At 37.9% G+C, this 23,365-nt stretch carries 13 protein-coding genes and 1 riboswitch; of the genes, 1 reads left to right on the top strand and 12 read right to left on the bottom strand.

Annotated elements, in window-relative coordinates; all coding sequences use genetic code 11:
- Positions 1-310: 310 nt before the first annotated feature.
- The 10 genes from KYG33_RS13655 to KYG33_RS13700 all read right to left on the bottom strand — a co-directional run bounded on the left by KYG33_RS13655 (position 311) and on the right by KYG33_RS13700 (position 20,257).
- The gene (locus tag KYG33_RS13655; protein ID WP_219071919.1) at positions 311-1,297 is read right to left on the bottom strand and encodes a M28 family peptidase; all 987 of its coding nucleotides are present in this window, start codon (positions 1,295-1,297) and stop codon (positions 311-313) included.
- A gap of 42 nt (positions 1,298-1,339) precedes the next feature.
- Positions 1,340-3,460 carry a methylmalonyl-CoA mutase gene (scpA, locus tag KYG33_RS13660; RefSeq protein WP_077419441.1) on the bottom strand — a complete coding sequence of 707 codons (2,121 nt, stop codon included), beginning with the start codon at positions 3,458-3,460 and terminating at the stop codon, positions 1,340-1,342.
- 138 nt (positions 3,461-3,598) lie between these two features.
- Positions 3,599-6,613 carry a reprolysin-like metallopeptidase gene (locus tag KYG33_RS13665; RefSeq protein ID WP_219071920.1) on the bottom strand — a complete coding sequence of 1,005 codons (3,015 nt, stop codon included), beginning with the start codon at positions 6,611-6,613 and terminating at the stop codon, positions 3,599-3,601.
- A 136-nt stretch (positions 6,614-6,749) separates the two neighbouring features.
- Positions 6,750-8,852: a prolyl oligopeptidase family serine peptidase gene (locus KYG33_RS13670; RefSeq protein WP_077419439.1), complete on the bottom strand. Its 2,103-nt coding sequence runs from the start codon at positions 8,850-8,852 to the stop codon at positions 6,750-6,752.
- A gap of 95 nt (positions 8,853-8,947) precedes the next feature.
- Positions 8,948-9,622 (bottom strand): hypothetical protein, encoded by a 675-nt coding sequence (locus tag KYG33_RS13675; RefSeq protein ID WP_180564788.1) that lies wholly within the window; start codon positions 9,620-9,622, stop codon positions 8,948-8,950.
- Positions 9,623-9,704: 82 nt separating this feature from the next.
- The gene (gene prfA, locus KYG33_RS13680; protein WP_077419437.1) at positions 9,705-10,790 is read right to left on the bottom strand and encodes a peptide chain release factor 1; all 1,086 of its coding nucleotides are present in this window, start codon (positions 10,788-10,790) and stop codon (positions 9,705-9,707) included.
- 164 nt (positions 10,791-10,954) lie between these two features.
- Positions 10,955-12,247, bottom strand: a complete 1,293-nt coding sequence (locus tag KYG33_RS13685; RefSeq protein WP_219071921.1) for an APC family permease — start codon at positions 12,245-12,247, stop codon at positions 10,955-10,957.
- Positions 12,248-12,254: 7 nt separating this feature from the next.
- Positions 12,255-14,678, bottom strand: coding sequence for a TonB-dependent receptor plug domain-containing protein (locus KYG33_RS13690; protein ID WP_219071922.1), 2,424 nt, complete (start codon positions 14,676-14,678; stop codon positions 12,255-12,257).
- Positions 14,679-14,772: 94 nt separating this feature from the next.
- Positions 14,773-14,878, bottom strand: a riboswitch (SAM riboswitch).
- A gap of 270 nt (positions 14,879-15,148) precedes the next feature.
- Positions 15,149-17,986: an alpha-amylase family glycosyl hydrolase gene (locus KYG33_RS13695; protein WP_219071923.1), complete on the bottom strand. Its 2,838-nt coding sequence runs from the start codon at positions 17,984-17,986 to the stop codon at positions 15,149-15,151.
- Between the two features lie 192 nt (positions 17,987-18,178).
- Positions 18,179-20,257 carry a T9SS type A sorting domain-containing protein gene (locus tag KYG33_RS13700; RefSeq protein WP_077419434.1) on the bottom strand — a complete coding sequence of 693 codons (2,079 nt, stop codon included), beginning with the start codon at positions 20,255-20,257 and terminating at the stop codon, positions 18,179-18,181.
- Positions 20,258-20,411: 154 nt separating this feature from the next.
- Here KYG33_RS13700 and KYG33_RS13705 point away from each other — a divergent pair, with 154 nt between their 5' ends.
- Entirely contained in the window at positions 20,412-21,284 is an 873-nt protein-coding gene (locus KYG33_RS13705; protein WP_175627303.1) for a helix-turn-helix domain-containing protein, read from the top strand.
- A 93-nt stretch (positions 21,285-21,377) separates the two neighbouring features.
- Here KYG33_RS13705 and KYG33_RS13710 read toward each other — a convergent pair whose 3' ends face one another.
- Positions 21,378-21,662 carry a hypothetical protein gene (locus KYG33_RS13710; RefSeq protein ID WP_172625768.1) on the bottom strand — a complete coding sequence of 95 codons (285 nt, stop codon included), beginning with the start codon at positions 21,660-21,662 and terminating at the stop codon, positions 21,378-21,380.
- A 93-nt stretch (positions 21,663-21,755) separates the two neighbouring features.
- A complete protein-coding gene (locus KYG33_RS13715; protein ID WP_077419432.1) occupies positions 21,756-23,363 on the bottom strand; it encodes a fumarate hydratase in 1,608 nt (535 codons plus the stop codon).
- Positions 23,364-23,365 lie beyond the last annotated feature (2 nt).

A 23,365-nucleotide genomic window follows, 5' to 3' on the forward strand; every position in this document is an offset into this window, starting at 1 on the left:
GATGAGAAAGTTCTGCATATTGAGATTCCTTCTCCTCGTTCGAAATGACACTAAAAAAGATTTCGGGTAAACCTGGGAGTTTGAAATATTGCGCAATAAAAAACCCGAAATCTCTACGACTTCGGGTTTTGATATTGTATTGTACTATTATTCTAAGAATGTACCAAACCGCGAAGCCTTACCACCATAAGTGGCAATCCAACTGTAGAATTCTGTTTTGTTTTGAACATTGCTTCGTCGCTTTTTAATTGGTTAAACTTGATTTTCAGGTGCAAATATATAAATTTTTCTGAGAATCAAAATATTTTTTTCACCTAAGGTGAATAATACTGAGAAAAATGGCGTCAATAACCTTTGTCATTCTCTTTGTATCTAGGGTTTCCAGAGTATCAGTGGGTTCGTGATAATTTTTATTTCTGAAAAAAGATGAATCAGTGATCATGAGTGCGGGAAAATCAAAATTCCAATAATTGAGATGATCGGAAAAGTCTATTCCTGCTACAAATTTTGGAGCTGAGAAGGTTTCTGTTTTTATCTGCTCTGAACCTTTAAAATTGCTAATAAAGTTTTTTACAAACGGACCTGCCCCACTGAACTTTTTAGCTAAAGTAATAAAGTCTCCTTTATCACCGTAAAACCATGAAAGTATCCCTAAAGGAAAGCTCTGTGATCCCTTTTCATCTCTGAAATATCCAATCATTTCTACACTGGCCATCCCATAGACATCGATCTTGTTGTCTTTTAAATATTTTGCATGAACATAGCTTCCCATGTTTTCAGTTCTGAAATAAGGGGGTTCTTCCAATGTGTAGGCTACAAGATCTACTCTGTACTTCAGCTTTTGTCCTTTAAGCATTCTTGCCAACTCCAAAAGAGCTGTAACTCCGGTTGCATTATCATCTGCACCCTGCTGGTCTCCACAAACATCGTAATGAGCTCCTATAATGATTCGTTTCTTGTTTTCAGTTCCAAAAGAAGAGATGACATTCTTATATATTTTTCCATCCACTTTATATTCCTGATAGGCGGTACTGTCACCATAGACATTAAAAGTCTGATGAATATAGTCTGCAACCGCATTCAGCTGGTCTATATTTTTATGGTTTCTAAACTGTGGCGTTTGGGTAAGTACCGTCAAATGCTTTTTAACCAAGGAAGTATCTGCAATGATCTTCGAGCTTTGTATGGATACATTTTTCTTCCCTGAAGCTAACAGGACAACGCCAGCGAGAAGAAATAAGCCTACGAGAAGAAACAGTTTTTTCCTCGTAGGCTTTATTATATTTTTCAGATTCATAGGTTGCGTTTTAATTTCAACTTGAAATTAAAGCTTTTCTGTTTATTTTTCTAAAAATCTTTCTAAGATTTCCACTGCACATTTCGGAAGGTTGGTTCCAGGTCCGAAAATAAAATCTGCACCGTTGGCATAAAGGAATTCATAGTCCTGCTGAGGAATTACACCTCCTACAACGATGGTGATATCATCTGCACCTAATTTAGATAATTCTTCCACTACCTGCGGAACTAATGTTTTGTGTCCGGCAGCCAATGATGATACTCCTAAAATGTGAATATCATTTTCCACAGCCTGTTTAGCCACTTCTTCCGGTGTCTGAAACAACGGAGCTACATCCACATCAAATCCCATATCGGCAAATGCTGTGGCTACTACTTTTGCTCCTCTGTCATGACCGTCCTGTCCCATTTTGGCAACCATAAGCCTTGGACGTCGTCCTTCTTCTTCTTCAAATTTCTGAGTCAGATGAAGGGCTTTTTCAAAGTATTCGTTTTTACCGGCATTCATTGCGTATACACCAGAGATTGTTTTAATATTTGCTTTATATCTTCCAAAGGTTTCTTCCATGGCATCGCTCATTTCGCCAAGAGTAACTCTTCTTCTTGCGGCTTCGATACATAATGCCAGAAGGTTTCCTTTTCCTGTTTTTGCGCTTTCACGGATTTCATTCAGGATCTGTTCTACAGCGTCAGTATTTCGTTCTGCTTTAATGGTATTCAGCCTTTCGATCTGCTTTCTGCGAACTTCTGTATTATCAATGTCTAAGATTTCTATCTGATCCTGTTTTAATGAGGATTTGAATGAATTCACTCCAATAATGAACTCTTCCCCGCTATCGATCTTCGCTTGTTTTTTGGCTGCAGCTTCTTCAATTCTCATTTTGGGGATTCCGGCTTCGATAGCTTTGGTCATTCCTCCTTCCTGCTCTACCTCATCGATGTACCTCATTGCTTCTTCGATCATTTGCTGAGTAAGGCTTTCCACCAGGTTACTTCCTCCCATCGGATCTACCACATCACATATTCCGCTTTCCTGCTGAAGAATGATTTGTGTATTTCTTGCAATTTTTGCTGAATAATCTGTAGGAAGAGCAATGGCTTCGTCCAGTGCATTGGTGTGGAGAGACTGTGTTCCTCCTAAAGCTGAAGACAAAGCTTCAATGGCTGTTCTTGTAATATTATTGAATGGTTCCTGCTCTGTCAGAGACCATCCGGACGTCTGAGAGTGGGTTCTTAATGCAAGAGATTTTGGGTTCTGAGGATTAAACTGTTTTAAAAGGGTTGCCCAGATATATCTTGCAGCACGCATTTTAGCAATTTCCATGAAATGATTCATGCCGATTGCCCAGAAGAAAGATAGTCTTGGAGCAAAATCGTCTACATTCATTCCTGCTTTTATTCCTGTTCTTACATATTCAAGACCATCGGCCAGCGTATACGCCATTTCAAGTACCGGTGTGGCACCCGCTTCCTGCATATGGTATCCGGAAATAGAAATGGAGTTGAATTTTGGAATATTTTGCGAAGTATATTCAAAAATATCTGCGATGATCTTCATGGAAGGTGCCGGCGGATAGATGTAGGTATTTCTTACCATGAACTCCTTCAGAATATCATTTTGAATGGTTCCTGAAAGCAGTTCCTGTTTTACTCCCTGCTCTTCTGCTGCTACAATATAGAAAGACAAAATAGGAAGTACCGCCCCATTCATGGTCATGGATACTGAAATCTGGTCCAGTGGGATTTCATTGAAAAGGATTTTCATGTCTTCCACAGAGTCAATGGCAACTCCTGCTTTTCCTACGTCACCCACCACTCTTGAGTGATCAGAATCATATCCTCGGTGTGTTGCCAAGTCAAATGCCACTGAAAGTCCTTTCTGACCTGCGGCAAGATTTCTTCTGTAAAAAGCGTTGGATTCTTCGGCAGTAGAGAACCCTGCATATTGACGAACCGTCCAAGGTTTCTGTACATACATCGTAGAATACGGTCCTCTCAGATAAGGAGCAATTCCTGGAGAAGTCTGCGTTAATGATTCATCTTTTACATCTTTTTTCTCATAGGAAGATTTGAGTTCAAGCCCGTCTTTTTCAAAATTGTAAATCTCTCTTTCCTGAGGTAATACATTAAAATCCGGTTTTTTCACAGAAATTGTCTTTCGCATTCCAATTATTTTTGTCTCCGTAAAGTTAATTTTTTTGAACGAAACATGAAACTTCTGTTAACGTTCTGTTTTACTTAAATTTAGCAAAAGAAAAAGGCCGGACAAATGCCCGGCCTTTCTTATTGTTATATCGTCTGCTTATTTTTTGATAAGCTTCGTATTGTAAGTGTTTTTGTCATCTTTTATCGTGATCACATACATTCCTTTGATTAATGAAGCAACATTAATTCTTTGTCCATCAATCTGACCTTCCTGAGCTAATCTTCCGTCAGCAGTATAGATTTTGTAATCTGCCTTACCTTTAAGGTTTTTCACTTCTATGAAAGTATCTGCAGGGTTCGGGTAAATTGAAATTTCAGTTGATTTTACATCTTTTGTTTCATTTACAGCAAGGGTTTCTGAAATTTTCACAGAGAAATCCTTGAATGAACCTTGTGAAATAACGCCTCCTCCCTGTACAGGAACTGACGGGCTACCGCACGGCCCTGTAGCAGCATTAAAGAAAGTATTTGCTACTCTCATTCTTAGGAGTTTGTCTCCAGCATAGGCAGTAGCAGGAACAGTAAATACCATAGTTCCTGTATATTGTCCATTTGCAGGAGGAACAGTAGTCTTAGTCCCTATTTTCTCTGAAGCTTCAAAAACTCCATTTCTGTTAAAGTCAATCCAAACTTCCATTTTGTCATTGTAACCTGCTGTGTTACCAACATTGAAATAAGATAGTGTATATTGTGTTCCTTTAACTAAATTAACTTGTTTAGTTACATCTTCAGTAAAATCCTGATATGTACTGAAAATAGTTTTATATGTTAATTGAGAATAAGCCAGGTTAGCTAAGTTTAATTGAGCTAAACCACTGTTAAAGCTAAAGCTTGCAAAGCTATTTCCACCGGTTGTCATTAAACAATAGTCTGAACCAGTTCTTAACCCTTTTGTTTTGAATGCATAAGTAGAAGAGAATGTTCCTGGAACAGTGTTCACTACTGCAGCCACCTGAAACTCATAGTTAGTCTCATCTTCAAGAGAGTTCAACAATACAAAATTAGTAGTGCTGGTAGCATTTGTCCAGTTAGTCTCTCCCAATTTTCTATATTTAACAGCATAGGTAGCACCTGGAACACTATTCCATCCAATCGTAGCGGATGTTTTCAAAATTCCTGAAGCTATTGAACCTACCCCTGTTGGAGCATCTGTAGTTGAAGTAGGAGCAGTTCCCACTATAACCTTAGGAGACACCGCATAGAATACATTTCCAATGGCAGAAATTCTCAATTTAATAGGACCTGTTAAACCGGAAGGCATTTGAGCCGTATAGCTTCCCGTATTAGGGGTAGACGCAACAAGTTCCGTCCATGCTGATCCGTTAACAAGATCTGTTGTATATTCAATTTTTACATTAGCTGCATTATAAGGTGCCACATTGGTATTCGCTACATCCCATGAAATTGTATTAGTTGCATTATTGTATAATGTAGTATTATCAATAAGACCATTAAATTTGAAAGGCCCGTCATTGGTAACAGTTACCGTAGTTTCAGCAGATACCAGCATAGGTTTAGCAGCATTCTCATCTCTAACAGTGACTGCATATTTAAGTACTCTTGGAATATAAGAAACAGTTTCCCATTTAGTTTTATCAGTTAAAGATCCTCCCATTACTACAGGAAGACTTGGGAAGTATCTTCTTCCACTTGCTGTACCAAAATAAGATCTTGTTAAAGCTCCCTGAGCATTATACCCCCAACCGCTGTCTCCTGAGATAGAGTTGTAAGAATCCACACTATCATACTGTTCCCATGTATATTTAATAGGATCAGTATCTGTAGCTGAAGCATCCAAATAATATGCTGTTCCTTTTGGAATACTGTAAGCAGGAAGAGCTGAAATTACCGGAGCGGTATTTGTTGTAATATTTTCTGATGTTCCACATCCAGGTTTGCTGTCTAAACTATTAAGAACCTGATTAATAGAAGAATAATGGAAATAAGCGTCTGTAAAATCCTGAACATTATCTCCTGTGATTCCTGCATATCCCATTATGGTAGTTCCCCCACCTGGTTCTATGTTTACCCCTGAACCTTCTGAAACATGCGAGAATGTATGGTTACCTCCCAGCTGATGTCCCATTTCATGAGCAACATAATCTATATCGAAAGAATCTCCTACCGGGTTTGTATTCTGTGTAAATGCAGATCCTTTTGCTAATGAAGTAGCTGTTGCAGGATCAACACATGTAGATCCGATAGATCCAGCATTTCCATTACCTCCTGAGGCATTGAAAACGTGTCCCATATCGTAATTAGCATTTCCAACCAGGCTTGTTAAAGTTTGCTGAAGATTTAGATTTAAATTTCCAGTATAAGGGTCTGTTGTGGAATCAGTGAAAATAATATTCGGAAGATCCTGAATAATAAGCTTAATTGCAAAATCTTTCTGGAAAATACCGTTTACACGGGTCATCGTAGCATTCATCTGAGTAACCGTATTGGCTGTTCCTCCAGACGGATCAAATTTCTTTGTATATTCTCCTGTAGTAGAAAGAGCTAATCTATACGTCCTGTATTTTGTACTTGCCGGTCTGTTTGTAATTCCTAGATTAGAAAGATTTTTTTTTCCGAAAGCTTCTAAAGACTTTATATCTTTTAAGCTTTTCTCTTCTGTAGTACATTCAAAGCCATGATCAGCATCTGTTCTTTTCGTTTTATAAAAAACTCCATACACCTGCTTGTCTGTAGTAATAGGTTCTATAAACTGGAATTTCCCGTCTTTTATAATCATTGACTGCATTTCAGTAGGTGCAGTACTGAATCTTACATATTTACCCGGATCATCAACCCCTACTCCTATATAAGATCCTAATTGATATCTGTCTGCCATAGATTTTTCCATAACAGGATCACTATATACCGCAAACTTTTCAATCTTTCCTTCCGCTGTAGGAAGAGATACAATAACAGCCTGAGCGCCTTTTCCTGTTTCTACAGCATCTTTTAAAATGTTTCTAAGCGACTGCAAATCAAATCTGTAAGAATACTGAACTTCTACTTCTTTTCTGATTTGTGATGTCCTTTGGGAGGCTGGTTCCCACCTCTGTGCATTAAAGCTGGACAACCCAGCAGCCAATGCACAAACTAGTAAAATTCTCTTTTTCATAATTACTTAATTAATTTAGAATTAATAAACTTTAAATATCCGCCATAAAAATAAGAATTATAAACACAACCACATAAAAAAAACAGTCAATTTTAAACAAAATCGACTGTTTTTTTAAATATTATACTTTTTACAATTATTTCTTTATTCCCATCTCAAATAAAGCAAATGATATAAGATCTGCATTTTCACTAATTACCTGATCTGTAGCTCTTCCGGCTCCGTGTCCTGCATTCTTTTCAATCCTCAAAAGAATAGGATTTTTACATGCCTGCTTCTCCTGAAGTTCTGCTCCAAATTTGAATGAGTGTGCCGGAACAACTCTGTCATCATGATCACTAGTGATGATCATTGTTGATGGGTAGCAAGTTCCTGCTTTTACATTGTGTACGGGAGAATAAGATTTAAGATATTCAAACATTTCTTTACTGTCTTCTGCAGTACCGTAGTCATAAGACCATCCTGCTCCGGCTGTAAATTTATTATACCTCAACATATCCAAAACACCAACTCCCGGGAAGGCTACTCTTGCCAGATCCGGTCTCATTGTCATGGTTGCACCTACCAGCAAACCTCCGTTTGATCTTCCTGAAAGCGCCATGTATTGTTTTGAAGTATACCCTTTGCTCTGAAGATATTCTCCTGCAGCAATAAAGTCCTCAAAGACATTTTTCTTTTGCTGTTTTGTTCCGGCATCGTGCCATTTTTTACCATACTCACCGCCACCACGAATGTTTGGAACAGCGTAAATACCTCCATTTTCCATCCAGATCGCGTTTACTACGGAGAATGATGGCTGTAAGCTGATGTTAAAACCTCCATAAGAGTATAAGATCGTAGGGTTTTTACCATCAAGCTTAGTTCCTTTTTTATAATTGATCATCATAGGAACTTTCGTGCCGTCTTTTGAAGTATAGAATACCTGTTCTGAAACATAATCGTCCGGATTAAACTTCACTTTAGGTTTTTGATATACTTCAGATTTTCCTGAGTCTACATTGAATTTATAAGTAGTTCCCGGTGTAATATAATTGCTGAAAGAAAAATAAACATCTTTCTCTTTTTCTTTTCCACCGAATCCTGAAATATTTCCTTTACCCGGCAATGTAATTTCTCTGATCAGTTTTCCAGCCTTATCAAATTGTTTTACCTGATCTATGGCATCAATCATATAGGTTGCAAAGAAATATCCACCTCCTGAAGAAATTCCTAACACATTTTCAGTTTGTGGAATTACATCCTTCCATGTTGCCGGAGCAGGATTGCTTATCGTAGTTTTTACAAGACGCATATTCGGAGCATCTTTATCTGTAAAAATGAAAAGATCATCACCTTGTGTATCTACAATGCTGGCATTGATATCAAATCCGTTTACAATCTGTACGAAATCTCCTCCTTTCTGAAGGTCTTTGATGTACAATTCATTACCATTCGTAGCGTTAGCGGCAGAAATAATCAGATATCTCTGATCTTCAGAAACTCCGGCCCCCAAATATCTTCTTGGCGTTTTATCTCCTCCGAAGATCAATTTATCTTCAGACTGTTTTGTACCTAATTTATGAAAATATACTTTATGCTTGTCTGTCATACCGGAAAGCACAGTTCCTTCTTTCGGCTTGTCGTAGCTTGAATAATAGAATCCTTCATCTCCCTGCCATGAAATTCCACTGAATTTCACATCCAGTAAAGTCTCATCAATTTGTTTTTTGGTAACAGCATCGATGATGATGATCTTGTTCCAGTCACTTCCTCCTTCAGAAATAGAGTAAGCCGCAAGGTTTCCTTTTTTATTGAATGAAAGATTGGAAAGAGAAGTTGTTCCTTTTTCCGAAAATTTATTAGGATCTAAAAATACTTCTGTAGCATTGGTCTTGTTGTTTGTTCTGTACAAAACAGACTGCGCCTGCAAACCATCATTTTTATAATAATAGGTATAATCTCCTTCTTTGAAAGGTGCTGAAATTTTTTCATAGTTCCAGATTTCCTTCAACTGATTTTTAATTTTATCCCTGAACGGAATTTTAGAAAGATAATTCTGACTGTAAGCTACTTCTTCATCTACCCATTTTTTTGTAGGTTCAGAATCGTTTTCCAGATCTCTGAAAGGATCAGAAACAGCAGTTCCAAAATAGGTATCTGTCTGACTTCCTTTTAATGCTTTAGGGTAATTCATTTTCTGAGAATAAAAAGATGCTGAAAACAACACTCCAGCGGTTAACAATATAGGTTTAAAATTCATACTGATCGGTTTTTCTCAAAAATACGTAAAGTATGTGAAATAAAAAAAGTCCCTTTATATTGGGACTCTTTATTCTTTAATGGAATATTTTTCAACTATTCATTGGCTCCGAAGCTTTCAAAATAGAAATCCGTAAGATTGGTAACAATCTCATCGGGACTTCCGTTCCAGTAGTATATTTTATCGCCTTCTTTAAGTTCATAAAGATTAAAATTCTGATCGGTTGTTACTGTTTTATCAGCATTTTTGAAGTCCTGAACCGCCTGAATCAAATATTTCTTAAGGTCTTCTGCTTTTATTTTATTGAGATCACCCTTGGGTCCGGAAGTTAATTTTGAGGGAACCAGGAAGCTTACGGAATAACTTATTTCTGCAATTTTTTGTCCTTCAATATATTCATTCGGGACAACTTTTACATTTTTAATTGTCAGTTTTCCTGTTTTAAAATTCCCAAACATTGCGGTAAAGTACTCCTCCGCTTCTTTTTTACATGCTGCAGCCGTTGCCTTAGGGAAAGCAGACAGAAAATTCTCTACACTCCCATCCATCATTTCTTTTGACGTTTCTTTAAAATCTACCTGGTAAGCATTCTGTCCTTCCACTGTTGGTTTTAAGTAATCATTCAGTTTATTCAACGCCGCTTCATCATTATTCACAAAAGTTCCGAAAAATAATTCGAAGGCTTCTTTGGGCTTCTTCACTTCAGTTTGAGCCATAAGATGCTGCCCTATCATGGTAAGCAGCAGTAAAATAATTTTGTAGTTTTTCATAGTTAATATTTTTATGTTTAGTTATTTGAAAAAACAAAGCCCCTGAAGGATCAGAGGCTTTATTCTTATTTTGTTTTTAATTTTAATAATTTTCTTCTTCCCCCTTCATTTTCTCTGCATTTTCTGCCATGATTACGGCATCAATCATTTCAGAAATATCTCCATTCATGTAAGCATCCAGATTATACATAGACTTGTTGATTCTATGATCTGTAACTCTTCCCTGAGGGTAATTGTATGTTTTAATTTTTGCAGAACGGTCACCGGTAGAAACCATAGATTTACGTTGTGCAGCAATATCTCCCTGTACTTTCTGCAATTCGATATCGTATAATTTTGTTCTTAGCATCTCCATTGCCAGTTCACGGTTAGCTAACTGAGAACGAGCCTGTTGACATACCACTACCATCCCTGAAGGTTTGTGGGTAAGCTGAACTTTCGTTTCAACTTTGTTTACGTTCTGACCTCCGGCACCTCCTGAACGGGATGTCTGCATTTCAATATCAGCAGGATTCAGTTCAAAATCTACTTCTTCAGCTTCCGGAAGAACAGCAATTGTAATGGCAGAAGTATGTACTCTTCCCTGAGATTCTGTTTCAGGTACACGCTGTACACGGTGAACTCCGGATTCGAATTTCATGATTCCGTAAACGCCTTCTCCTTCCACTTTCATGATCAATTCCTTGTATCCTTTGGCAGCTTCGTTAGAGTCTGTTACCTCATGTCTCCATCCTTTTGTTTTAAAATACATGGTATACATTCTGTACACGTCCTCTACAAAAATAGCGGCTTCATCACCACCTGTCCCGGCACGTAATTCCACAATAACGTTTTTGTCGTCAGCAGGATCTTTAGGGATCAGTAATACTTTCAGCTCTTCTTCCAATCCTGGAAGTTTAGCCTGAGCTTCCAGCTTTTCTTCTTTAGCAAGATCTACCAAATCTCTGTCTGAGCCGTCTGCAATAATTTCTTCAGATTCTTCAATACTGTCCAGTGCTCCCTTGTACTGATCGTAAACTCTTACAATTTTTCCCAAATCACTATATTCTTTGTTCAAAGAAGAATATCTTTTTTGGTCTGAAATGACATCAGGCTGTATAATAAGGTCTGCAACCTCATTATATCTTTGTTTTATAGCTTCTAATTTTGGAATTAATGATTTAGACATTGTAGAAATTTTGTGGGTGCAAAGATAAGGATTATTAATTCAAAATTAAAATTACTGAGCATCATAAATTTTTGAGCATTAGGGATAAAGGGGGCTAAACTGTAAAAAGGTGAATTTATCAATTGTATATTAACCTTTCTATGCCATTAAGGTTTGTTTTGATGTTATTTGGAAAGTCTCCTGTCAACCCAATATAAAATAATTCCTACAGCAATAATTCCTACTCCTATAAGACTTTCTTTAGGATTATGAATAAATGTAAAATAGAGAATATAGATACTGAACAATAGAAAAACGGCTGGAAAAATATGGAAAGCATTGGATTTAAAAATTTTCCTGTCTTTTTTCTTCAGGAAGAATACGGTAGAAATCGCCAGACTTGCAAAAAGCTGTAAAATAAAGGCTGTGTAAACAAAGATTTCTTTAAAACTTCCGGTGAGAATAATAACCACAGCAATAACTGCATGGGCAAAAATAGCTCTTACGGGAATTCCTCTTGCATTACCCGCTGATAACGGTTTCCAGATGTAAGTATGTTTTGCAAAAGCCTGTGTCAATCTTGAACCTACCCATAAATATCCGCTAATTGTTGCAACCAGCTGCAGCGCAATAAAAATATTGACAATCTTTCCAAAGATAGGCCCCAGCATATTGACAGCAGCTTCCCCCATTACGTCTTCTTTTCCTGCCAACTGACTCACAGGAGCATGTTTCAGCATAATATAATTCACCAAAATATAGCTTATCGTCACGAAAATAGTTCCAATGATCAAAGATTTGGGAAGGTTTTTCTGGACGTCTTTTATTTCTCCTGCGATGTAGGAAGCAGAATTCCAGCCTGTATAAGAATAGGTAACAAACACCAGAGACGTAGCAAAGGCAGGAAGCATGATCTCATTCTGCCAGCTGTCACTGAAATTCAGACTGTTGCCAATCTGTGTAGATTCTGAAAGCCCAACTCCCAGAATAACCAGTACAATAATAAAGGCTATCTTGATGAATGTAAAAAAGTTATGAAACCTGCTGGATGTTTTTAAACTGAATGACAATGCCACTGCTACCAGAAAAATAGCGGCAATTGCAAACCCATTTCCAAAAGAATAATTGAATACGGAAAGGTATTTCGACATTGCCAATGCAGCCAGCGCAACCGGAGAGGAAAATCCGATGATGAGTGAAACCCAGCTTATCAGATATCCGAACAGCGGATGATAGGTTTCTTTAAGATAGATAAAATCACCTCCGTTTCCTTTGAAATGTGAGCCTAATTCGGCATAGCAAAAAGCCCCGAATAAGGCGAGAATTCCTCCAATGCTCCATAACAGGAAAATACTGTAGGTATTGGTAATATCGGATAACTGAAATCCCAGGGTTGTAAAAATCCCTGTTCCTATCATATTGGAAACGACGATGGCTGCTGCTGTTTTCCAGCCAATCTGATGTGAGGTAGTACTCATTTAATGATTAAAAATTAAAATTAAGCCTTCCGAAGAAATAATTCCCCAGTGTTCCCATCTGAACTGGCGCATATTTGAATACTCCATAGTATGAATTTTCATAAATCTGGCGATCCGGAAAAACATCAAATACATTGTTGGCCCCTACTGTAAAGTTGATACTTTTTGTGATATCATATCCAATACTGATGTCCGTAACTACTTTTGGGGAGAATTCCTGAACGCCTCCAAATGGATAACCATCTCTTATTACTTTACCAAAATAGGTATTTCTCACGAGAAAATTGAACTTCCCGATTCCATAATTTAATCCAAATGAAGCTTTTGTTTTTGGAGACAGTGTTTCAATGATATTGATCTGATCCGGACCAAAAAACTGATTTTGAGGAGTTCCTAAGTTTTCCGGAAAATGAAAGTCTGTAATTTTAGTTTCTGTATAATTTCCGGCAAGATTCATATTTAATTTTCCGTTACCAAGAATCCAGTCATAAGAAACCACTACATCTACTCCTTTCGTTTCTGTATCAATGGCATTGGCGAAGAACCTTCCGCTTTCCACCTTAAACTGGTCTAGTCTTGGGTCTGTTATATTACTGGTAATCACAATTCTGTCTTTCACTTTAATCCAGTATCCATCTATAGCGACCGTTAAATTGTGTAAAGGTTTCAGGGTAAATCCCGCACTCGCGTTGACAGAAGTTTCCTGTTTGAGTTTATCAAATCCCAGAATTCTGGCGGCTTCGCTATCGTTACTGAATATTCCTTTGGTAACAATCTTTGAGCCTGAAGTAGAAATATCCGCATATGAATTATTGAAATACTGCTGCTGAAGGGAAGGTGCCCTGAATCCTGTTCCAACGGCAGCTCTTATTGCATAATTTTTTACGAACTCATATCGAACGGCAAGCTTTCCATTCAACGTATTTCCGAAATCTGAATAATTTTCAAATCTGGCAGCGGCGTCAATATTTAATTTTTTATCTAAATCATAGGAAACATCCGCATACACAGCAGTTGAGTGTCTGTCTTTTTTCAAGGTATTGTTTGGAGAAAACCCGATAAAAGATTGAGATCCACCCGCACCCAATACTGTTGACCCTTCTGTAGCTACATTTCCATTGATATCATATTGGGTATAAGAAGCTTCATCCCCTGGTTTGATCTGGTATTGTTCAAACCTGAATTCTCCCCCAAATGCGATATTGAAACGGTTTATACTTTTGGAAACATCAAGATTCACGGTATTCTGAAGAAAACTATGGGCTCCTGCATAAAACCGGGTTGGCGATTTTACCCCGAGAGAAGCATTATTGGTATTGCTTACATTATAATTGAAGGTATTACTTCCGAATGTGTTGCTTAGATCTAATACCCAATCATTGACATTATATTTTGCTCCTACAGCATAGGAAATATCATATACCTGAGATCCAAGAGTTGCCTGAAAGCCGTTCGGATAAATGGATGAAACCACATTGGATGTTTCGCTCGGCAGTCTTCTGAAACCAAAGCCTTTTCCTTCTTTGATACTAAAACCTCCGAAAGAATAGATTTTAAATTGATCGTTAAAAGGATATTCTGCATTGAAAAACAACTGTCCCTGCCTGATCTGCGCATCTCCAATCTGGAAATTGAAATCATCACGTGACAATCCCCGCTCCTTAATCTTCGCATCATCTGCAGCTCTTGCCGCTTCAGGATCATTTGCAAAGGCGTAAGCGAAATTATCTCCGAAAATATCTAGATCGTGATTTTGAGTTCTTGTGGTTTTTCCTCTGTGGCTTAATTGTAGAGAAAGGTTGATATAACCCTCTTTTTTTCCTAATGAAGTACCATAATTGGCTCCTGCCTGATAGGTATCTCCATCATTTCTCCCGGTCAATCCATACGTAAGACTTGCTGAGGCTCCCGTATTTTTTTTAAGAATAATATTGATCACTCCTGCAATGGCATCAGAACCGTATTGTGCTGCAGCTCCGTCCCTTAACACTTCTATTCTATCAATAGCAATAACAGGAATTGTACTCAGATCTGTTCCTACAGAGCCATTCCCCACGGTATTCTGATAATTGACTAAAGAAGTGGTGTGTCTTCTTTTCCCGTTCAGCAATACGAGAACCTGATCAGGGCCCATTCCTCTTAAGGTTAAAGGATCAATATGTTCCGTACCATCAGAAGCAGACTGTCTTACGGAATTAAACGATGGGATAACATAATTCAGAAGATCCTGAGCAGTCATTTGCGGAGAACTCCTTTGAATTTTGTCAATATTGATAACATCTACAGGAACCGGTGTTTCCAGTTTTGTTCTTTTTACATTACGGTTTCCAACGATAACAATATCTTCTATTTGTTTTCCTTTCTCCTCATTCTCCTGAGCAGCAACCAAAATTGCCCCAAGCAATAATACAGCTGTACTTAATTTTTTCATTTTTGTTCTTGCCAATTAATAATTACAGTCTGACGGATTTTTCCGCAGATATACAAGACTTCAAGAAATGGAATTCATATAAGAATATTGACTTCGCTTATCTCCCCCTCAGGGTTGGAATTAGCACCTTTACACTTCTCGAATCGTGCAGGTTGCTAAGGTTTCTTTGGGCCAAATCCCTCCACCTTTCTTGATAAATCTACTGCAAAAGTAGACTATTTTTTTAAATAGACAAAAAAGGCAAATCTGCTACACTGCAAATTTGCCTTTTATTATTTTATAGAACTTGTTTAAAGTTTTATTTTTGAAACATTAAGATTATAGTAAGGCGATAAGAGTATTAAGATAAGCTTCGCCTTAAGCTTAAAAATCAGAATGATTCATCTTAACTACACTTTATTTCTTAAATCCTTCTTAATGGTTTCAATATATCCTACATTTTTAAGTCTAAACAACTTCATAATTTGTTTTTATCTGATTATCATCTTTTGAATGGCAATTCCGGTTTCCGATTTCAACTGCACCAGATAAGTTCCTGCAGGATAACTGACTTTCATTTCATAAGTTCCGTTTTCTTTATTCAGTTTGAATGAATCCAGTTTTTTACCCGTCATATCAAAAATCAAAATTTCTCCGTTTTTTGCTTTATTAAAAATTAATTTCGCCACTCCGTTTTGTATTGGATTATCAGCGATCTGAAGTGATAATTTATTTACAGTATTTGGATCTGTTGTTGACAGTGCACCTCCATAATTCCCGAAAATCCTGAATTCTCCTGGCTGTAAAGTTATCGGAGCCGTGGTAGAGGCGATATTCGAAATACTGTCATCCATGAGATTCTGCCATTGCCCTGTGTAAGGAAAGAAAGGAACAACATTTTTTGCAGATATATCATAATTGGCCAGTACGACAACATTTTTTATCCCGGTTGTAATAGCCGAATCATAGAGATAAATTCTTGTGATCAATCCGTCCGGATCATTAGCCAGATTATTGGATTCTATACTGTACGTTTTAGTTTTAAAAACCTGATGGGTATTTCTGATCGTGATTATTTTAGCCCATATATCATATACAGCTTTTCTGTTTACGTTGGTATCATAGTTTAAAGTAAATGCAACAGGCTTTTCATCCGTTCTGCACCCGTTATTGATAGTACCGTCAGCACATCTGTTGATACTGAATTCATATCCTAATTCCCCAAACTGCCAGATCATTTTCGGACCTGGAATAGTAAAGAATGTCGCACCGAAAGTTTTCATTCTTTCAAGAGCTGTATTAAGGTTTTTAACGTCATAGCTACCGTTCGCAGCACCATATGCAAGATTTTTAAACATCAATCTTTCTTCATCATGACTTTCTCCGTACCCTACAGCACGCATATTGGTAAACCCATGAAGACTATGGTTCATTCTGTCATAATTACTGTTGTCTTTATATCCCATGGTATTCTGGTTATAAGGCTCCGTTTGTTTATTCCAAAGCATCACTCCTTTTCCCTCTGCTACCCTGTAGTTTGCCCATTGCTGTTCTTCTGCATCCGTTCCCAGATGCTCAAAAATCATGTAAGAATTGGGATCGATTGCCCACTGTCTGTCTGCATAATGTTTCATGATATCCACTCTGTCCTGCTGATAAGCGTTGGTGCATGCTTCATCATTTTCGGAGCAGCTTTGGGTAAATCCTTTTGTTAAATCCCAGCGGAATCCGTCAATGTGATATTCTGTCAGCCATTGTTGAAGACATCTTTCAACGTAATATTGAGTTGAAAGGCTTGTATGATTAAAATCGTTAAATACATTGTATGAATGTTTCGGGACCTGATTGAAATAAGGATTGTTTGGAGCAACATCCCCGTAACCGTCTCCATCAGGATCTACATTCCAAAGCCTTACCAGAGAAGAACGTCCTGTTGCATGGTTAAATGCGACGTCCAGAATAACTGCAATTCCGTTCTGGTGGCAGATATCTACAAATTCTTTGAATTTTTCGGGGGTTCCATAAGCTTTGTCCAATGCATAATGGAAAGAAGTATTGTATCCCCAGGAAAGGTTTCCGTCAAATTCCATGATGGGAAGTAATTCTATTGCATTGATCTTTAGATTTTTTAAATAAGAAATTTTATTGATCAGAGACTGCCAGTTCTTTTCCTGTGTAAAATCTCTCAATAATAATTCGTAGACCACCAGATCTTCTTTCGCGGGTCTCTGAAAACTGGTTGTCTGCCAGTTATAGGCTGTCTGCCCCGTTTTAAATGTTGAAACTTCAAAACCTTGTCCGGCAGGAAATGCAGGTAAATTCGGATAGGTAGAAGCTGAGATCCACGGATCATCATAAGAAGATAAGATCTGGGGTGAATAAGGGTCTGCCACTTTTCTCAGATCATTCGTTCTGTACTGAAAAGTATAGAGCTGCTGAGGCGTAATCCCATTGAGCTCAATCCAATAAAGATCAGGGTTTGTGGTATCTTTTTTCATTAAATAAGTATCATTCACCGCCCAGTTATTAAAACTTCCAATGACATGTACAAAGCTTTTGCCAGGCGCATATAACGCAAGTCCTACTTTGGTCTGATCTGTCGGATGATAATTAATCCCCTGTTTAATCCAGTTTGGAATGGCTTCAGCAACTACATTTCTCGGAACCTGTAAAATGAATGTCGCAGTTTTAGAATTAACTCCCTCTGTGGCAACAAGTTCCATGCTGGCATCCTGAGTAACCGTATAACTGTAAGAATAGGATTGTGAAGGAGTTGTTGTAGAGTTGACAACAGTTCCGTTTGCTTTTAACTGAAATGTTGCATTGTTATTTGTGGTAGCCGTAATATTAATAGAGTTTCCTGCCGGAACAGAAGTCAGGCTATTAGCCAGAGGATTGGTAAGATTTAAGCTTAAAGTGCCCACATTTACAAAAATGTCCGGTGAGCTCTGATGAGATCCTGTTTTATCTTTTAATAAAAACCCGAACCTCCCGATTCCTGTTCTTCCGAAAAAAGAAGTCGGGGTAAAAGTAAGTGAATAGCTGTCTGTAGCAGCATTATAATTTAGTTTATTCAGGTCATTGGAGTTGTTCCAGCTGCCATTGGTAGGACAGTCCTGACTGTTCTGATAATTAGTATCAAAAGACCATGTCCAGATATAAATGGCATTATTAGACACGCCCCATGCCGACTCATCAATCTGATCTCCGGGAACAGTAAGGGTTACGGCATCGGTTTCATTGAATGGATTCGGGCTGATGGAGTAATTGATCTGCCCAAAAACTGCCATTGCAATCAACAGAAAAACAACGGAATAAAGTTTTTTCATTTCTTATTTTTTATCGAATATAGTATAAATTTTTCTTCATAGTGACTATTCTTGTCCAGTCTTCATCAAATATTTCAATTTTCCGGGAAAAAATAAAATAAAAAAAGACTCATGAAATTTTCATGAGCCTCCCAATAAAAGTAATTGTAATGAACTATTTTTTGGACGAAAATCTTTGTTATAGAAATTCAGTTAGTCTTTTATAATCTTTTTAGAAACGGATTGTCCATTCTTTAATTTTAATTCTACGATATATAACCCTGAAGAAAGTTCAGTCATATTGATTTGATTATCTGAGAACTGCACATTCATTCTTTGCCCTACCGCATTGATAACGTTCACTTTGTCAATCGCGGAGTCTGATTTAACAGTAAGAATTCCTTTTGTCGGGTTGGGATACATTCCTATTACTACATTATTCAGCTTAATGTCTGAAGTACCTAAAGAAGATGTCGGTTTAATACATCTTACTGAAGACCCCTGACCTCTCATTCCTCCGGCTGATGGGTTGGCAATAGTGGATCCGATATATAAATATTTCGCTCCTAAACTTGATGTATCTGAACTCCAAAAATACCCTCTTTGTCCTACAAAACTAAAGTCGCCATTACTGGAACTTCTGTTTCCTCCTGCCGGTAATTTAAGATTGCTGCTGTAAGCAGTTGCCGGATTCCCAATACCTTCAGCCCCTACCAAAGCAGTCCAATCTGCCTGAGAAGGCATTTTCCAGTCTGTTCCGATCGCTTTACAAGGATCTACCCCAGCGGATGCATTAACGTCTGCCACTGATGTACCAGCCCATGTATCTGAACTTGCAAAACCCGCCCACCATGCCGGAGATCCTGCAATATACACTCCTCCAGCCGCTGCAATTCCTTCGGGAGTATTGGATGAAGGTGCTTGCGCTGTCTGTGAATTTCTAAGCTGGTGGCCGTCATCCCATCTTCCCCATTGGAAAAGGTCTCCATATGCGTTCGCATCGGCTACTGATGAAGCAACCTGTGTACTTCCCAGATTCTGCTGAAGCCATATTTTTCCGTCTGCTCCTCTTACGGTAGTATAAGCAACCTGCTGACCACGATACATAAAACTTACACAGCCTACATCACCCACATTGGTTCCCGGGTCCGTATTGCTGCATGTCTGAGGATTCAGTGTCAGAGAAATTCTTTTCACTTTTGTGGTATTGTCAGAATAAGCAAGAACAAGATAGTTATGCGCTTTATCTATAGCAAGATCATTGTATTTTGCCTCACCATCTGAAACAAAATCACCTCCAAAAGCAACCCAGTTTTGAGAATCATCTAATTTATAAACCGTATTTCTAAGGAAATTGTCATTTTCAAAACGGCTGGCAACGACATACGGTTTCCCGGATTCCGTCACAGCTAAGGCAACATGCTGAACTTTTCCTTCTGAAAAATTAGCATTTCCAACCTGAATCCAAGAGTTACCGTCAAATTTTTTAACATTCACTTTTTTTCCTCCTCCTGAGTTTGAAACATAGGCTACATAGATCGTATTAGATCCATCCAAAGCAATATCGGCGTTGTACTGTTCTCCTGAAGAAGAAGCATCTGCAGCAGCACCTCCTACCAGACTCCAGTTTTGTGAAGAATCTGCACCAGTGCTGTTTTGATACACTTTTAAACCTCCGGAAACATTACACGTATACACCATATTATTGGTTCCGATAACCATTTCAGCAAATTCAGCACCTCCTGAAAAGCCGGCATTTCCTACCTGCTCCCAGGTTCCTCCAAAATATCTTTTTACCGTTCCTGAACCATAAGATCCATAAGTGAATATAATATTATCAGAAGAAACTGCAGAAGCCTGATAATTTACAGGACTGTCTGTAGCATTCGGAAGTTGAGACCATAAAGACCCCGTAAACAAACGTACTTCCATTCCAGAATCCGGATAGCCAAGCTGATTGGTATAATAAAGACTGTTTCCGTTAGGACTTATAGACAGTGAACTGTAAGTTGCCGTTCCTGCTGTAACTCCCGCACTTCCTCCTAAATATGACCATGAACTCCCGTTAAATTTCTGAACAGAACCTCTGGCTACGGAAACATCATAATATGACAGATAATAATTTCCTGAGTTGTCTATAACTAAATTGTTAAAACTACTTCCTCCTGCTGATACATCCTGAATGCCTCCAACATTTTCCCATTGCTGAGCATACAAGCAGCTTCCGGCGATAATCAGCAACGTTAATCCCGTTCTGATTTTCTGTATTGCAAAATGTAAATCTCTAAACATATAAAATATTATTTTTAATTATTCTAAATTTAATTTAATTTTGCGCAAAAGTACCTCACATAATTAACCCCGAGTTATCATTTCTGAACTTTTGGTTATCCTGCGAAGGACTTTTACCTTAAGTAGTTGTACCATGGCTGTAAAAATGTGTTGCATGAGGAAATCATCTAAAAGTGGACTTTTGTTCAGATCCGAAGACATCAAAATCATCATGCAGGAAGATCTGTGCCCTGATCAATCCTTCAAATCTCACATGTTGGAAGGGAAGGCAAGTTTTAATCTTCTTTTTCTGCTGAGTGAGGGAATCAATTTGGAAGCTCATGACTGCGGAACCCAATTTTCATTTAAGAAAAACCAATACATTCTTCATTACTCGCCCAAAGAAAATGTCGCTGAACTATGGACGGAAAACCAGGAAGTTCTTAAATATCTCCAGATTCAGATCAATTATCAATATGTTTTCAACCTCATCAATCCGGATCTCAACCGCGAGAATGCAGAAATTCTGGAAAACATGACCCATAATAATTTCATCTTCCTTCACAAAGAGACACCACCGGATATGACGGTTGAAATGCATATGATTGTAAAGGAAATTCTGGGATATACCAAGAAAGGAATCATGCAGAAATTATTTATAGAAGCCAAGATTATTAAGCTTCTGATTTTGATTTTTGAACAGTTCAATGAGAAAAATATTTTGGAATCCACACCAAAAACGCCTGAAATGATCAGGAAATTCATTGATGAAAATTACCACAGAAATATAAAAGCGGAAGAGATCGGAAAGTATATCGGAATGAATCAGAATATGATCAGAAAGGAATTCAAGGCCTACTATCATACAACGATTGCTCATTATATATCGGAACTCCGAATGCTGAAAGCGAGGAAACTGATTACTGACAAAGAGATTATGATCAAAGAGATCGCTATTGAATGCGGTTATGAATATCTCCAGAACTTTACACGGGCTTTTAAAAAGAAATTTGGAGTATCTCCGGAAAGCCTCAGGAATAATAAATAGAAAAACCGCCTAACGAATTAAGCGGTTTTATATATGTTGTTTTGCTTTGATATTACTTTTTCAGAATTCAGGTGAAAAAGCAATGACAATCAATTAATGATGATGTCCGTGATCGTGAAGGAAAGGTCCGTTTCCTTTAGGCTCGCTATAGATAACTTCTACACCTTCCTGCTCAGAAACAAGCTTTCTTCTGATGTCTTCAGGATCGAAAGGCTTTACTTTTCCGAAATACTCTTTCAAACCTTCAGTTAGCCACATTGGGATTACTAATCCGAAGAACATAAAAATACACCAGAATCCTACTAAGAACATAGTAATGAAGAATATAGTCCAAAGGAACTGGTAAAACGGCCAAAATGCTGATAATATCGTTATCATTCTCTTAAAGATTTTAGGCAAAAATAAAGCTTTTTTCTTTTTTACACAAAAGATCAGCGCTCTATTTTATTATTTATTTTAATTTTAAACTAATTAGTGAGCAAGATTTGCGAAGAAATCGTTGCCTTTATCATCGGAAATAATGAATGCAGGGAAGTCTTTTACTTCAATTTTTCTTACTGCTTCCATTCCTAATTCCGGGAAGTCTACTACATCTACAGACACAATATTGTCTTTGGCAAGAATAGCAGCAGGCCCACCGATAGATCCAAGGTAGAAACCTCCGTATTTATGACAGGCATTGGTAACATCTTTACTTCTGTTTCCTTTTGCCAGCATAATCATACTTCCGCCGTGGCTTTGAAACTCATCCACATAAACGTCCATTCTACCGGCTGTAGTAGGTCCGAAACTTCCTGAAGCCATTCCTTCCGGAGTTTTTGCAGGTCCTGCATAGTAGATCGGATGGTTTTTGAAATATTCCGGCATTGGTTTTCCACTGTCGATAATTTCTTTAATTTTTGCGTGTGCAATATCTCTTGCTACAATCAATGTTCCGTTCAGTTTCAATCTTGTTTTGATCGGATATTTGGATAACTCTGCAAGAATTTCCGGCATTGGTTTATTTAGATTAATCTCAACTGCTTCTTCCAGATGTGGAGGTGTATCAGGTAAGAATCTTTTTGGGTCCTGCTCCAACTGCTCAAGGAAAATACCTTCTTTAGTAATTTTTCCTTTGATATTTCTGTCTGCAGAACAGGAAACACCCATTCCTACCGGACAAGATGCGGCATGTCTCGGAAGCCTGATTACTCTTACATCATGGGTAAGGTATTTTCCTCCAAACTGAGCTCCGATTGCACTTTCCTGGCAGATTTTCTGAACTTTAGCTTCCCATTCAAGGTCTCTGAATGCCTGTCCGGCCTCATTTCCTTCCGTTGGAAGATGGTCATAATATTTTGCTGATGCTTTTTTCACTGCAGCAAGGTTGGCTTCTGCTGAAGTTCCTCCAATTACCAGCGCTAAGTGATAAGGCGGGCAGGCAGCTGTTCCAAGATCAGAGATTCTTTCTTTAACGAATTCTTCAAGAGATTTTTCGTTCAATAAAGATTTCGTCTTTTGATATAAGAATGTTTTATTAGCAGAACCTCCTCCTTTTGTCAAGAATAAAAATTCGTAGTAATCTCCTTTTTTAGCGTAGATATCAATCTGTGCAGGAAGATTAGATCCTGAGTTCTTTTCATCAAACATCGTCAAAGGAACTACCTGAGAATATCTTAAGTTTCTTTTCTGATAGGTATTGAAAATTCCTTTGCTCAAATATTCCCCGTCATCTACTCCTGTATATACATTTTCTCCTTTTTTCCCCATTACGATAGCCGTTCCCGTATCCTGGCATGAAGGAAGAGCTCCTTCCACGGCTACTGCAGCATTTTGCAAAAGGTTGTAAGCAACGAATCTGTCATTATCAGTAGCTTCAGGATCATCAATGATTTTTCTAAGGCTTTCCAGGTGTGAAGAACGAAGCATGAAAGAAACATCTGCCATAGCTTCTTCAGCTAACAATTCCAGTCCTTTCGGATCTACAGTTAAAATTTCTCTGTCACCCAGTTTTTCAACCTTTACATAATCTGATGTAAGCTTCTTGTACACCGTATCATCTTTCTGAATTGGATACGGATCCTGATATCTAAAGTCCATTC

This window comes from Chryseobacterium sp. D764 (genome assembly GCF_019317325.1).
Taxonomy (GTDB): domain Bacteria; phylum Bacteroidota; class Bacteroidia; order Flavobacteriales; family Weeksellaceae; genus Chryseobacterium.